The organism is Neisseria perflava, assembly GCF_019334725.1.
Taxonomy (GTDB): Bacteria; Pseudomonadota; Gammaproteobacteria; order Burkholderiales; family Neisseriaceae; genus Neisseria; species Neisseria subflava_A.
On sequence record NZ_CP079818.1, the window covers coordinates 1,763,597 to 1,777,469 of the forward strand.

Below are 13,873 nucleotides of genomic sequence, written 5' to 3' on the forward strand. Positions count from 1 at the left end.
ACAAGTTCCCATCTTGGCAAGCATTTTAAAACAAAGTTACTCACGAAATTATAAAAACCAATGATTTTAAAGAAAATTAAATACACGTCTTATCTTTCCATCCAACACGCAAAAAGGCCGTCTGAAAACCGATCCAGCGCAAAACATCATGGTTTCTGTTAAAATAACGCCTTCTACATCTTTCCGTCTTTGCCCATGCCGCCCCGCCATCCTTACCGCCGCCTGCGCCCAGCCAAATCCCATCTGCCCGAAGTCGGCATTTCCGAAGAAGGCAATATCCGTTCCCTGCACTTGGGCAGCGACACCATTCAAAGCTCCATGAATGTCGATCATCCGTCCGAGCTGGTGTTGTCGTACAGCCGCGCCATGATGGGTTGGCTGCTGTTTGCAGAAACCCCGCCCAAACACATCACCCAAATCGGCTTGGGCGGCGGCTCGTTTGCCCGTTGGATAGACAGCTATCTGCCCGATACCAAGCAAACCGCCGTGGACATCAATCCGCAAGTCATCGCCGTGGCGCGCAGCCTGTTTGAATTGCCGCACGAAGGCGAACATTTTGAAATTATCGAGGCGGATGGCGCGGAATATATTAAAGTGTTCCGCCACAATACCGATGTAATTTTGGTAGATGGTTTTGACGGCGAACAGATTATCGATGCTTTGGTGGAAGAACCCTTCTTCCAAGACTGCCGCAACGCCCTCTCCCCCGACGGTGTATTTGTGACCAACTGGTGGAGCGGCGATCAGCGTTACCAACGCTTTGTCGAACGCCTGCTCAACGTCTTTGACGGCCGCGTACTCGAGCTGCCTGCAGAAAGCCACGGCAACGTAGCGGTCATGGCATTCCAAAGCAGCCCTAAAGAACAAAATCTCGACAACTTAAAAAAACGCGCCGAAAAATTAAGCGAAAAATACGGCTTGGACTTCAAACGGATGCTTGCTGATTTGAAAGCCAATAATCAAAACAACGGCAAGAATTTTTATCTGTAAACCGCTTCAGACCGTCTGAAAAAACAAACAAGGACACACCCATGCTCAAACCCGATATCATTCAAATTCCCGGCCCGGCCGGTTTGCTGGAAACCATCTACCTGCCAAGCGCACAAGACTCCGCCCGCGGCGTTGCCGTCATCAACCACCCCAATCCCCTGCAAGGCGGCACCAACACCAACAAAGTCATCCAAACCGCTGCCAAAGCCCTCAGCCAACTCGGCTTCCATTGCTACCTGCCCAATTTGCGCGGCGTAGGCAATAGTGAAGGCGAACACGACTACGGCCGCGGCGAAACGCAAGACTGCATTGCCGTTATCGACTACGCCCGCGTGCAACATCCTGACGCGCCGCAATTCGTCCTGGCAGGTTTCTCATTCGGCGGCTACGTTTCCACCTTTGCCGCACAAGCACGCACGCCTGATTTGCTGTTGCTGATGGGCGCCGCCGTCCATCACTACACCGACCGCCCGGAACCATCCGATGTTCCTGATGTCGCCAAAACATTGATGATCCATGGCGCGGAAGACGAAGTCGTCGAAATCAACAAAGCCCTGACATGGGCAGAACCACAAGGCCTGCCGGTTGTAACCATTGCCGGTTCGTCCCACTTCTTCCACGGCAAACTCATCGTTTTACGCGATACGATCACACGGTTTGCACCGGCTTTATTAGGCTAAAATCCGGCTACACAATAAAACAAGGCCGTCTGAAAGCTTTTTCAGACGGCCTTGTTTGTATGAAACCTTTATTATCTAAATATCAGGCTCAAGTATTCAGAAATCCATCAAGGATTTTCTACTTAACATATCAATTCTGAGTCAACCAATACTGCAAACCAATCAAAGTCTTACCATCTTTGATTTCATCGTTTACCAATGCATTGCGCACCTCGTCCTTGCTCATCAGGACGGTTTCAGTAATTTCATCTTCATCATTGCTCAATTCGCTACCCAAACGCACGCCTTGCGCTTGGTAGAGATACATTTTCTCATCACAAAAACCAACTGCAGTATAAAAGGAGTACAACAGTTTGACACTGTCGGCGACATATGGCGTTTCTTCTGCCAACTCACGCAAAGCGCATTCGGCAGGATCTTCGTCCGCCACATCCAATTTACCCGCCGGCAATTCCAACGTCGCCTGATCGGCGGCATAACGCCATTGGCGCACCAAAACAACTTTGCCGTCTTCCGTTTCCGCCAACACACACGCAGCACCCGGATGGCGGATCACAACTCGTTGGCTTTCATTGCCGTTGGGTAGGCGAACCCGATCGCGGCTGATGGTAACAAAAGAACCTTCGTAGATTGGCTCGCTGCTTAATTTAGTTTCTTTCAAATCCATTTTTTACCTCATTTCCAAATTATTAAATATTAAAGGCCGTCTGAAATCCTTTTTCAGACGGCATAGATAAGCCCTATTCCCGAGTACGTTCAATCTCAATACCGACCTGCGCCACATCGAGCAAGATACCCGGTTTCACAATACGGACGCGCACTTTGGCCGCACCAAAATCATTTAAAATCAATTGGGCGATATGTTCCGCCAAAGTTTCCAGCAGTAAAAAATCCTGTTCGGCAAGGCTGCGGCGTACAACTTCGCATACTTCACCATAATGGATGGTGTCTCCGATATCGTCGCTCGTGCCGGTACGCTCGGGGACACTGATTTCCAAATCCAAAATCAAAGTCTGTTTACGCTCGCGTTCCCAATCATATACGCCGATTAAAGTATCGGCCTTCATGCCGTACAAAAAGATTTTATCCATTTGCCTGTCCGTTTTTTTGATAGAATAACCATTCCCATTTTAAGTAAAGCACCCAAAATGTTCAATGTACTCGCCATTATTGCCGCCTATCTTATCGGCTCCCTGTCTTTTGCCGTCATCGTATCAAAATATTACGGCATGGACGATCCGCGCACTTACGGCTCCGGCAACCCCGGCGCCACCAACGTCTTGCGCAGCGGTAAGAAAAAAGCGGCCGCACTGACCCTGCTCGGCGATGCAGTAAAAGGCTTGGTTGCCGTCATCTTGGCACGCTGTCTGCAAGATGCTTTAAATTTGTCTGATGCAACGATAGCCCTGGTCGCCATCGCCGCATTGGTCGGTCATATGTGGCCAATATTTTTCAATTTTAAAGGCGGCAAAGGCGTGGCCACCGCATTAGGTGTCTTACTCGCCCTCTCCCCCGCAACCGCCCTGCTCTGCACCTTGATTTGGCTGGTCATGGCATTCGGTTTCAAAGTATCCTCCCTCGCCGCACTGGTCGCCACCGTCTGTGCCCCAATCTTCGCCTTCTTCATGATGCCACACGCCTCTTGGGCATGGGCAACCGTATTCATTGCAGCATTGGTGTTGTACCGCCATAAAAGCAATATTCAAAACCTGATTCAAGGCAAAGAAAGCAAAATCGGAGATAAAGCCGGAAAATCTTAAAAACGTAGATACAATCAATAAAAGGCCGTCTGAAAGTATATTTTTCAGACGGCCTTTTATAGCTTCACTTGCTTTATTCACGCGTAATCAGTCAATCTTAATATATTCCACTGAGAGAATCTCTATAATCTCGCGTCCTTCCGGTGTATCCAAGACAACTTCATTCCCTTCGCGTGCTTTAATCAGGCTGCGTGCCAAAGGGGAAATCCATGAGATTTTGTTTTTAGCGGTATCAATTTCATCTACGCCGACAATTTTGACGGTTTGTTCACGACCATCTCCGCGCAATAAGCCAACGGTGGCGCTGAAAAAAATCTGGTCCGTGGCTTCACGCGCTTCAGGGTCGACAACGACAGCAGCTTCCAAGCGTTTAGTTAGGAAGCGGATACGGCGGTCGATTTCGCGCATACGGCGTTTGCCGTAAAGATAATCGCCATTTTCGCTGCGGTCGCCATTGCTTGCTGCCCAGTTAACGATTTGGACGATTTCCGGGCGCTCTTTGTTGACCAGATGATAAAGTTCGTCTTTCAGTGCCTGCCAACCGGTAGGTGTGATGTAATTTTTGGTTTCGGTACTCATGATGTGTCTATAACATAATTAAAGGCCGTCTGAACATTAATTTTCAGACGGCCTTTATTGTAAGTCAATTTACTTTATTCATCATCATCGCTATCGCTGATACTGATGCTGTGTTCCATTTTGCTTGGATGAACTTTCAAGCCGCCACAACCTGATTTTTCGGTAGAGAGACGGTTTAGATACACTTCATCGATATCGCCGGTTTGATAAACACCGTTGAAACATGAAGAATCAAAGGATTCGATTTTTGGATTGAGTGCTTTGACTACTGCTTCCAAGTCTTCTAAGTTTTGGAAGACGATGCCATCCGCGCCAATCTCGGCTGCGATTTCTGCTGCGCTGCGGCCGTTTGCAATCAGTTCTTTACGGGTCGGCATATCGATACCGTACACATTTGGATAGCGCACTTCGGGAGCTGCAGAAGCAATGTAGACTTTGCGTGCACCTGCCGCGCGTACCATTTCAACGATTTCACGGCTGGTCGTACCGCGCACGATGGAATCATCCACCAACAAAACGCTTTTGCCGTTAAACTCGGTTTCCATCGGGCTGAGTTTTTGGCGCACTGATTTTTTGCGTGTTGCTTGACCGGGCATAATAAAGGTGCGGCCGATGTAGCGGTTTTTAATCAGACCTTCGCGGTAAGGTTTTTCGAGATGGACGGCAAGCTCCATCGCGCTGGGCCGGCTGGTATCGGGAATAGGCATCACGACATCAATATCATCGACAGGCAGCTCGCGTTTGATTTTTTCTGCCAAAGATACGCCCATATCCATACGGGACTGATAAACGGAAACGCCATCGATGACGGAGTCCGGGCGGGCAAAATAAACATATTCAAAAAGGCAAGGGCTTAATTTGGCTTTATCGCTGCATTGACGGGAAATAATCGTGCCGTCAAAACCAATAAATACGGCTTCGCCCGGCTGGATATCGCGTTCCAAATCATAGGCAAGTGCATTAAAGGCAACGGATTCGGAGGCAACGGCATAAGATTTTTTGCCGGATTCGTCAATTTGCGAACCCAAAACCAACGGACGGATACCGAAAGGATCCCGGAAAGCCAGCATGCCGTATCCTGCAATCATGGCTACTACGCCGTATGCGCCGCGTACCAAACGGTGTACTTCGGAAACGGCGTTGAAAATATTGTCGATAGTGAGTTGGTAAGGGGCTATATTTTTAGAGACTTCGCGGCGTAATTCGTGCGCGAATACATTGAGTAATACTTCGGAATCGGAGCTGGTATTAACGTGGCGCAGGTGTTTGTTGCATACGTTTTCATAGAGCTCTTCGGTATTAGTCAGATTACCATTGTGTGCCAAAACAATGCCGAATGGGGAGCTGACATAAAACGGCTGGGCTTCTGCGCTGCTGCCCGCATTGCCTGCAGTCGGATAGCGGACATGTGCAATGCCTGCATTACCGACCAAGTCGCGCATATTACGGGTACGGAACACTTCGCGCACCATGCCTTTGCCCTTGTGCATATGAAATATATTGCCTTCGGCAGTAACAATACCTGCTGCGTCCTGACCACGGTGTTGCAACATCTGCAAACCATCATACAACATCTGATTGACTGGCTCATGACTAACCAAACCTAATACACCACACATATCGTGCTTCTCCGAGTTTGAAGATTAAATGGGTAAGCCGTCATTATAAAATAATTTAGATGAGTTTGCTCAAATTGTTGACAATATGATGCTAAATTTACGCAAATAAAAACGGATTCAGACGACCCATAGGCCGTCTGAATCCGTCAAACTTAATCATCCAATTCTTCAACTTCAGCCGCTTTACCCGAAAGATGGGACATTGCGGTATCTTTTCCAGGCAGATAAGGCATTGCAGCATCGGCAAGTGATTCAAAATACGGAATTGTGTGCGAACTTTGCCACTCTTCCGTTTTCGGCAAATCAGTGTGTGAAAAAACCATCACTGCCAGTGTCACCAAAATCACACCTTTCACTGCACCGAATACGCCGCCAAGCAAACGGTTGATGCTTCCCAAACCAACGGCAGACATCAAACTGCTCAACAGCGATCGTGCCAGTTTCTGCAACAGCCATGCCAGAAAAAACACAGCGGCAAAACCCATGGCAACCGCCAAAGAATGCGGCTCAACCGATTTAAAGACCACATCGGCAAACGGCATGGCAAGCGTTCTGGCGGCAATAAACGATACCACCCACGCCACCATCGCCCCTGCTTCGGCAATAATACCCCGTGTCAACGAGATAATGATGCAGATGACGATGACGGCGGCAGCCAACAAATCGGCAACAGGCAAATTACTCACTGGTCACCTGACCGGCAATGCCATGTACACGCAATTTGTTCAAATCGCGCTCGGCATCGCGTGCATTTTTATAACTGGCTGATTTCACGCGATACACCTTACCTTTATCGGTCATCACTTCAGTAATGGTCGAGTCGATACCTGCGGCTTTCATTTTACGTTGCAGGCTTTGCGCACGTTCTTTTTCAGCATAACCAGCCTGAATGGCAGCTTTTTTCGCAGGCTTGGCTTCTGCTGTTTCTTTTTCAGCTTTAGGCTTGGCTTTTTCAGACGGCTTCTCGGCAGTTTTTACCTTATCGGCTTTTTCTGCTTTGGCCGTTTCTGGTTTAGCTTTTTCATTTTTTGGTTTTTCAACTTTGGCTTCTGCTTTCTTAGCAGGTTCGGCCTTGTCTTTTACGCTGTCTTTGCTGTTTTTGGCAGATTTACGCTCGGCAATGGCTTTCTCTGCTTTTTCCAATTGTGCCAATTTATTGCGTTCTGCAGCGGCTTCACGCTCTGCTTTTTCAGCACGCGCTTGAAGTACGCGTTTTTTAGCTGCCAATGCGTTTTCTTTCTCTGCTGTTTCCTGTTGGGCTTGTGTTTTACGGGCCGCAGCAGCACGTTGTTCAGCCTGACGTTGGCGGCGTTCTTCGGCTCGGCGCTCTGCAGCTTCACGTTTGGCAGCCTCGGCACGTTGAATACGTTCGGACTCTTCCAAGCCTTTGATATTGCCGTCATCTAAAGTATCGTTGATCAAAACCAACGGCTCGCCAACATCTTCGGGAGCAGATTCGCGGTTTGGCTTCAATACTTCAACCGGCGCATTGTCTTCTTCGTCGCCTGCATTTTGCGGTTTATTTGGTGCTTCGGCATCCGCATGGCGGGCAGCCTCTTCAGCAGCAGCGACATCCTCTTTATTAGGCTCTAAAACAACCGCCTTGCTCGGCTCGTCAGCCGTTTTGGCTTGGCTCTGACCGACAGGCGCTTCTTTAAACGGTGAATTTTTATCGTCGCCGGAAGTCAGCGCCAGACCGAACAGCATACCCGATGCCACCACCAAGCCGGAGGCCAAGACCAAGCGACGGCGGTTGCGACGTTTGAGTCGTTCGTAACCGTCTAAATCGTATCCGTTTGGAGTTTCTTTTTGTTTATTGTCGGACATGATAATTTCCTCGTTAGTGTTCTTTCAAAACAGCCATTACATCGGCAACAGTATGGAATGAGCCGAAAACAACGATTCTATCATTTTCGGTTGCTTTAGCCAAAGCAGCGCGATAGGCCGCAGCGACAGTTTCAAAAACATTTACATTGTCGATGCCGTGTTCAGCCAGTTTATCCTGCAAAGCCTCTACCGTCATGCCACGCGGCACATCTAAAGGCGCGATATTCCACTCGTCAAACTGGTCTTTAACGATTTCCAGCACGCCATCAATATCTTTATCGGACAACATACTGAATACGGCGGTACGTTTTTGGGCAAAGGCAAGGTTAATCAGGCTGCGGCGCAAAGCACGGGCAGCGTGCGGATTGTGGCCGACATCCAAAACCACCAGCGGACGGCCGGGCAAAACTTGGAAACGTCCAGGATTCTCCACCAACAGCAAACCACGTTTAATTGCGCCGATATCAACCGGCAATTGTTCGTTCAAACACTCCAACACCGTCAATGCACACGCGGCATTAGACAACTGATAGGCACCGCGTAAAGCAGGAAACGGCAAGGAATTGCGGTTACGGCTTTGGCCGTCTGAAGATTGCGGATGGAAGCGGTAATTCCACTGTACGCTTTCCATTGACGCAAAATCAAAATCTCGCTGAACCATCAACAGTTTTGCGCCAATTTCTTCTGCGTGTTTAACCAATGATTCAGGTGCAGGATTCTGACCGCACACGGCTGGTTTACCGCTACGGAACACTCCGGCTTTTTCAAAACCGACCTGCTCGACAGTATCGCCCAAAAATGCCTGATGGTCCAAATCCACGCTGGTAACGACCGAGCAGTCGCCGTCAAATACATTCACAGCATCTAATCGTCCACCCAAACCGACTTCTAAAATCATTACGTCCACATTTTCATGCATGAAAATATCGATGGCCGCCAAAGCATTAAACTCAAAATACGTCAGCGAAATTTCGCCGCGCGCCGCTTCGATACGCTCAAATGAGGAAACAATCAATTCATCTGAAACCGGTTGAGTGTTGATGGCGATTCGTTCGTTGTAACGCAGAAGATGAGGACTGGTCAGCGTACCGACTTTAAAACCGGCTTCTTTATAAATATGCGACAAATAGGCACATACGGAACCCTTACCATTGGTACCCGCCACCACGACGACAGGACATTGCGGCACCAAATTCATGCGTTTTTTCACTTCTCCCACACGTTCCAAGCCCATATCGATAAGGCCGGAACTATGGGCAGTCTCCAAATGAGAAAGCCAGTCTTGTAATGTTTTCATTGTATTTATCGCTTCAAAAGGCCGTCTGAAACAGCCGTTTAATCCATATCTGCCGCAAGTTCTGCTTTGTCTTCTTTTTCCCGACACCAGCGTGCCCATACTTTCAGACGGCGGTAGGCATCGCGGTCGGCCATATCGGGCAAGATGCAGTGTTTGACCATTTTTCCATCAACATTCCATTGCACAAACAAAGCGTAAACCGTCAACATACTGCTGTCTTGCAAAACCGCGCTTCTACCCTCTTTTTCGCCATTCAAGTAAACTGTCGCACGGTATTGGCGGTCAATGATGATTTTTCTGACCGCATTTCGAGTCTGAAAATTAACGCTGTGCCAAGCATAGGCAAAACTGCCGGCCAACGCCGCCAAACCCAGCCACATCATCCAGCCGTAAAACTCGGCAAGGCATAAGGCCAAAGCCGAAAGGTGTAAGAAGACAATCAGAATTTTCAAAGAACGCGAGGGCTTTAAGGCCGTCTGAAAACTTCGCACGGCTTTACATCATATTGTCGAAAACAGGCGTAATGTTCAATTCCGCCTCTTCCATATCCAAAACCATATCGTGGATTTCGGTATCGAAAAATTCCCAAAAAGCCTTCAGGCTCATGTCTTGCGGCCATTTGCTTTTATCGATGTCCCAGCCTGCCAATTCGGCTTCAAAAATCTGCTGGTAGCGTTCGTCAAAATAGGAAATGACGGATTCGGGTTCGTCAAATTGCGGCACCAAGAATACGGAGCAGTTGGTACGCAGTTGCTCGACGGTCAAATCGGGCATATTCTCATCGGAGGATTTCAACCATTCCAAAAAACGGGCGGTCGGCTTCAGCACGACAGCAGTACGGTCAACAAAATACATTATTTTCAACTTTCAAAATCATTCAAACCGATCATGCCGTCTGAAATTTCAGACGGCCTAAGTTTAATGTGTCATCACCTGTTGCAGGAATTGTTTGGCACGCTCGTGTTTCGGATTGGTAAAAAACTCTTCCGGCGTTTCATCTTCCAGAATCTGGCCTTTATCGACAAAAATCACACGGTCGGCGACTTCGCGCGCAAAACCCATTTCATGGGTTACGCACATCATGGTCATACCGCTTTCCGCCAAGTCTTTCATCACTTTTAATACTTCGCCGACCATTTCAGGGTCAAGCGCAGAAGTCGGCTCGTCAAACAACATCACGCGCGGCTCCATCGCCAAACCGCGTGCAATCGCCACACGCTGCTGCTGACCGCCGGAAAGCTGGCCGGGCAGCGCGTCTTTTTTATGCGCCAAGCCGACGCGTTCCAAAAGCTCCATTGCTTTCTTTTCCGCCTCTTCACGGCTTTGGTTTTTTACTTTCATCGGAGAAAGAATAATGTTCTCCAAGACAGTCAAATGCGGATACAGATTGAAGCCTTGGAACACAAAGCCCACTTCTTCACGCACCTCGTTCAAATCGGTTTTCGGATCGGCAACATTGATGCCGTCCACCCAAATCTCGCCGCTTTCAATGCGCTCGAGTTGGTTTACCGTACGAATCAGCGTAGATTTGCCACTGCCTGAAGGGCCGCATACAACGACCACTTCGCCTTGTTTAACTTCCAGATTCACGCCGTTGATAACGTGCAAATCTTTAAAATGTTTGTGTACATTTTTGAATTTAATCATTATTTCTTTCCAAACTGCCAAAATTTTCGGGGCTTGAGTTGCGCTTGCCGCTGCCAAAGCAAAGGAATGGCCGTTTCCAGCTAAAAGCGGCAACTGACTATGCCACCGGAGATTTCGCCTTGATTGTACCGATTGACTTTAAATTGCTCTTCCCTATCGAGACGATGCCCGGTCAATATCCAAACTGCGCCGATAATTGCCGCTTCAAAACGGTGCTGCTTAGACGGCATATCCTTACTGGAAAAATACTGCACCAACTCGCACCACAAATATGAATCACCCAGAAACCCCCATTGAATAGGAGGTTGCTTAAAAATTGCCATCACTGTTTCAGACGGCCTTTTGAACCAGATAATTGCTCAATTCCACATATTTCTCGGCGGCAATGTGTTCTGCCCTGTCTTGCGGATTGATGCCGACTGCCTGCAAATCATCATCGCCGGCAAGTTCCTTCAAATTATTGCGTATGGTTTTGCGGCGTTGATGGAAAGCCAGTTTCACCAGTTTGGCAAAATGTTCAAAATCTTCCGCTTTACCGATGCGGTGTTTCACCGGAATCATGCGCACGACGGCCGAGTCAACCTTCGGCGCAGGATCAAAGGACTCGGGCGGTACTTCAATCAACATTTCCATATCGAAGAAATATTGCAGCATCACGCCCAGACGGCCATAGTCATTGGTTTTCGGCTGCGCCACCATGCGTTCGACCACTTCTTTTTGCAGCATAAAGTGCATATCGATCACATCGTCTGCCACTTCGCTCAATCGGAACAAAAGCGGCGTGGAAATATTGTATGGCAGGTTGCCGACAATTTTTTTCTTGCCTTCAATGCTGTTGAAATCAAACTGCAATACATCGCCTTCGTGTATCACCAATTTATCTGCAAACAGCAAGGTTTTCAGACGGCGTACGATGTCGCGGTCGATTTCGCAAACATGCAGGCAGTTGAGTTTTTTCGCCAAAGGCTCGGTAATGGCGGCCAAGCCCGGGCCGATTTCAATCACGATATCATCGGGCTGCGGTCTGACCGCGTTGACAATATCGCTAATAATCCGTGTATCCTGCAAAAAATTCTGCCCGAAGCGTTTCCGGGCCTTATGTTCTTTCATATCTTTCTTCAAGCAAGCTGTTTAAGGCAGTATTGTAACTGAAACAGGCGTTTTTGTCGGCACGCTTTCAGACGGCATTTGCCTAATTTTAAGCAAACGGCGGCGCTTCCAAACCCAAAGATTTCAGTAGCTGAGCAGTCTCATAAACCGGCAAACCCATCACGCCCGTAAAACTGCCCTGCAAATGCTCGACAAATACGCCGCCCAAGCCCTGAATCCCATACGCACCGGCTTTATCCATCGGCTCGCCGCTGGCAACATAGGCTGCAATCTCCTCAGCCGTCAACGTTTTAAAGCGCACTTCGCTCGTCTGCACCACATCATGGCATACGCCTTGCCAATAAACGCACACAGCCGTCAACACTTGATGCGTCCGTCCGGATAAACGTTCCAGCATATCGACCGCATCCGCCTCGGATTCCGGTTTACCTAAAATAACCGCACCATCCGCCACCGTCGTATCCGCCGTCAATACAGCAAACTCAGGTTCTTGATTATGAGCAGCAAACCATTGCGCCACCGCCGCCTGATTTTTCTCACAGGCCATACGGCGCACATACTCTACTGCTGCTTCGCCTTCTTTAGGGGTTTCATCAATATCCACAGGAAGGCGGCGTACCGTGAAACCCAAATTCTCCAAAATCTCACGACGGCGCGGACTGCCCGAAGCCAGATAAATTGCGTTCATTGTATTGGTTTTCCTTATTTTGAAATTTTATGCTGGCCGGACAGGCGGACATAATGCGCGGACGAATACGTCAAAAATTCCTTTTCCTCATCCGTCAGCGGACGCACTTGTTTCACAGGCGAGCCAACGTATAAAAAACCGCTTTCCAAACGTTTGCGCGGAGGCACCAAACTGCCCGCGCCTATCATCACATCATCTTCGACAACCGTATCATCCAAAATAATCGAGCCCATGCCCACCAACACACGATTCCCAATTCGGCAGCCATGCAGCATGACCTTATGCCCAATCGTCACATCATCGCCGATAATCAAAGGTGAACCGTCAGGCTTCGCCGCATTCTTATGCGACACATGCAAAACGCTGCCGTCCTGCACATTGCTGCGCTTGCCGATAGAAATGCTGTTCACATCGCCACGCAATACGGCATAAGGCCAAACGGATACATCTTCCGCCAGCGACACTTCGCCAATCACAACCGAAGTCTCATCTATAAAACAAGACTCATCAACCGACGGCACATAATCCAGAAACGCACGAATAGGGTTTGCCATTTCCAATATCCTTTTCTCAAAACCAAAACTGATCAGGCCGTCTGAAAACACGGCGTAAAACGATTTTATACTACAACCATACTAAATCAAGCCAAAAAATCATCAAAAGGCCGTCTGAAACAGCTTTCAGACGGCCTTTCATCATAAACCTTTATCTTGGCTTACCACTATTTATCATTAGCGCCTCATCCATCTTTTATGGAATAATCGTCTTCATTTGATTGATGGAGAAGCCGATGGAGACACGTTCGGGAAATTATGCAGCATCCCTATTGGTCGTCGGCTGCGTCGTCTTCGGCTTGGGCAGTTTGATCGTCAAATTTGTCGATGTCGGCTCTTACGCCATCGCATTCTGGCGTTTGCTGATTGCCGCCCCCATATTCTTCCTGCTCGGGCGTTTTTTCAGACAAAAAATGCCCACGAAAAGAAAAACGGTTGGCTACGCAATCTTATCCGGCGTTTTCCTCGCATTCGACCTCGCCCTTTGGCACGAAAGCATTCACGCCGTAGGCCCCGGCATTTCCACCTTGCTCAACAGCCTGCAGATTTTCTTTTTAGCCGCCATCGGCTTCTTCTTTTATTCGGAACGCCTAAGTACCTTACAAATTTTAAGTTTGATATTGGCCACCATAGGCGTAGCCTTGATCGGCAGCCCGGAGTTCGGTCATAACGACAATGCCGCATGGGGATTTGTCAGCGGCGTAGTATCCGGTGCCATGCTGACCCTGTCTATGGTTTTCGTACGCAAAACCCATGAGCAGGAAAAAGTCGGTTTGTTTCCGCTCATGATGATTTTAAGCTTCGGCGGTGCAATGGCGCTGGTCATCCCATCTCTACTATTCGATGCCGCCCATCTCTACCCCAAAACTTTAAACGATGTGATTCTAGTCTCCATCTACGGCATCGTTATGCAATGCTTCGCTTGGGCATTGATTGCTTACGCCATCCCGCTTTTATCCTTATCGCTGACCGGCCTCTTGCTTCTCTCCGAACCAGTCGCCGCCATGTTAATCGATTATTTCTGGCTGAATAAACCGATTAACGCCGTCCAATGGTGTGGCGCCACTTTGACTTTATTGGCAATTTATTTGGGTTCGTTAAAAGACAAAAAATAGATACAAA

Annotated in this window: 18 protein-coding genes; 4 read left to right on the forward strand and 14 right to left on the reverse strand. The window is 48.5% G+C overall.

The window, feature by feature from the left end; genetic code table 11:
• Positions 1–195 precede the first annotated feature (195 nt).
• A complete protein-coding gene (locus LPB400_RS08450; protein ID WP_219088723.1) occupies positions 196–990 on the forward strand; it encodes a polyamine aminopropyltransferase in 795 nt (264 codons plus the stop codon).
• 41 nt (positions 991–1,031) lie between these two features.
• A complete protein-coding gene (locus LPB400_RS08455) occupies positions 1,032–1,670 on the forward strand; it encodes an alpha/beta hydrolase (protein WP_070584156.1) in 639 nt (212 codons plus the stop codon).
• A gap of 130 nt (positions 1,671–1,800) precedes the next feature.
• Here LPB400_RS08455 and LPB400_RS08460 read toward each other — a convergent pair whose 3' ends face one another.
• Together LPB400_RS08460 and folB are read right to left on the reverse strand one after the other, a co-directional pair.
• Positions 1,801–2,337 (reverse strand): NUDIX hydrolase, encoded by a 537-nt coding sequence (locus LPB400_RS08460; RefSeq protein ID WP_070459909.1) that lies wholly within the window; start codon positions 2,335–2,337, stop codon positions 1,801–1,803.
• 73 nt (positions 2,338–2,410) lie between these two features.
• On the reverse strand, positions 2,411–2,761 hold the full coding sequence (gene folB, locus LPB400_RS08465; RefSeq protein WP_070459906.1) for a dihydroneopterin aldolase: 351 nt from the start codon (positions 2,759–2,761) through the stop codon (positions 2,411–2,413).
• A gap of 57 nt (positions 2,762–2,818) precedes the next feature.
• Between folB and plsY the strand changes: the two genes are divergently transcribed.
• Entirely contained in the window at positions 2,819–3,430 is a 612-nt protein-coding gene (gene plsY / locus LPB400_RS08470; protein WP_070459903.1) for a glycerol-3-phosphate 1-O-acyltransferase PlsY, read from the forward strand.
• Positions 3,431–3,517: 87 nt separating this feature from the next.
• Here plsY and greB read toward each other — a convergent pair whose 3' ends face one another.
• The 12 genes from greB to LPB400_RS08530 form a co-directional block, all read right to left on the reverse strand.
• A complete protein-coding gene (gene greB, locus LPB400_RS08475; RefSeq protein WP_070459900.1) occupies positions 3,518–4,009 on the reverse strand; it encodes a transcription elongation factor GreB in 492 nt (163 codons plus the stop codon).
• A 74-nt stretch (positions 4,010–4,083) separates the two neighbouring features.
• Complete coding sequence (gene purF / locus LPB400_RS08480) at positions 4,084–5,628, reverse strand: amidophosphoribosyltransferase (RefSeq protein ID WP_219088726.1); 1,545 nt, start codon at positions 5,626–5,628, stop codon at positions 4,084–4,086.
• 152 nt (positions 5,629–5,780) lie between these two features.
• Positions 5,781–6,314, reverse strand: coding sequence for a CvpA family protein (locus LPB400_RS08485; RefSeq protein WP_107791926.1), 534 nt, complete (start codon positions 6,312–6,314; stop codon positions 5,781–5,783).
• Positions 6,307–7,455 carry an SPOR domain-containing protein gene (locus LPB400_RS08490; protein WP_219088728.1) on the reverse strand — a complete coding sequence of 383 codons (1,149 nt, stop codon included), beginning with the start codon at positions 7,453–7,455 and terminating at the stop codon, positions 6,307–6,309. The genes LPB400_RS08485 and LPB400_RS08490 overlap by 8 nt, the downstream gene beginning before the upstream one ends.
• A gap of 13 nt (positions 7,456–7,468) precedes the next feature.
• Positions 7,469–8,752 carry a bifunctional tetrahydrofolate synthase/dihydrofolate synthase gene (gene folC, locus LPB400_RS08495; RefSeq protein ID WP_219088729.1) on the reverse strand — a complete coding sequence of 428 codons (1,284 nt, stop codon included), beginning with the start codon at positions 8,750–8,752 and terminating at the stop codon, positions 7,469–7,471.
• A gap of 38 nt (positions 8,753–8,790) precedes the next feature.
• Positions 8,791–9,243, reverse strand: a complete 453-nt coding sequence (locus tag LPB400_RS08500; protein WP_219088731.1) for a protein YgfX — start codon at positions 9,241–9,243, stop codon at positions 8,791–8,793.
• Positions 9,244–9,247: 4 nt separating this feature from the next.
• On the reverse strand, positions 9,248–9,607 hold the full coding sequence (locus tag LPB400_RS08505) for a hypothetical protein (RefSeq protein ID WP_036490466.1): 360 nt from the start codon (positions 9,605–9,607) through the stop codon (positions 9,248–9,250).
• Positions 9,608–9,670: 63 nt separating this feature from the next.
• Positions 9,671–10,399: an amino acid ABC transporter ATP-binding protein gene (locus LPB400_RS08510; RefSeq protein WP_219088733.1), complete on the reverse strand. Its 729-nt coding sequence runs from the start codon at positions 10,397–10,399 to the stop codon at positions 9,671–9,673.
• An 80-nt stretch (positions 10,400–10,479) separates the two neighbouring features.
• Entirely contained in the window at positions 10,480–10,629 is a 150-nt protein-coding gene (locus LPB400_RS11075; protein ID WP_225905470.1) for a hypothetical protein, read from the reverse strand.
• A gap of 100 nt (positions 10,630–10,729) precedes the next feature.
• Positions 10,730–11,509 (reverse strand): 16S rRNA (adenine(1518)-N(6)/adenine(1519)-N(6))-dimethyltransferase RsmA, encoded by a 780-nt coding sequence (gene rsmA, locus LPB400_RS08520; protein ID WP_107791931.1) that lies wholly within the window; start codon positions 11,507–11,509, stop codon positions 10,730–10,732.
• A gap of 88 nt (positions 11,510–11,597) precedes the next feature.
• Positions 11,598–12,197, reverse strand: coding sequence for a Maf family protein (locus tag LPB400_RS08525; protein WP_219088736.1), 600 nt, complete (start codon positions 12,195–12,197; stop codon positions 11,598–11,600).
• Positions 12,198–12,211: 14 nt separating this feature from the next.
• Positions 12,212–12,751 (reverse strand): gamma carbonic anhydrase family protein, encoded by a 540-nt coding sequence (locus LPB400_RS08530; protein WP_070813868.1) that lies wholly within the window; start codon positions 12,749–12,751, stop codon positions 12,212–12,214.
• 236 nt (positions 12,752–12,987) lie between these two features.
• Here LPB400_RS08530 and LPB400_RS08535 point away from each other — a divergent pair, with 236 nt between their 5' ends.
• The gene (locus LPB400_RS08535) at positions 12,988–13,866 is read left to right on the forward strand and encodes a DMT family transporter (RefSeq protein ID WP_219088738.1); all 879 of its coding nucleotides are present in this window, start codon (positions 12,988–12,990) and stop codon (positions 13,864–13,866) included.
• The last annotated feature ends 7 nt before the right edge of the window (positions 13,867–13,873 follow it).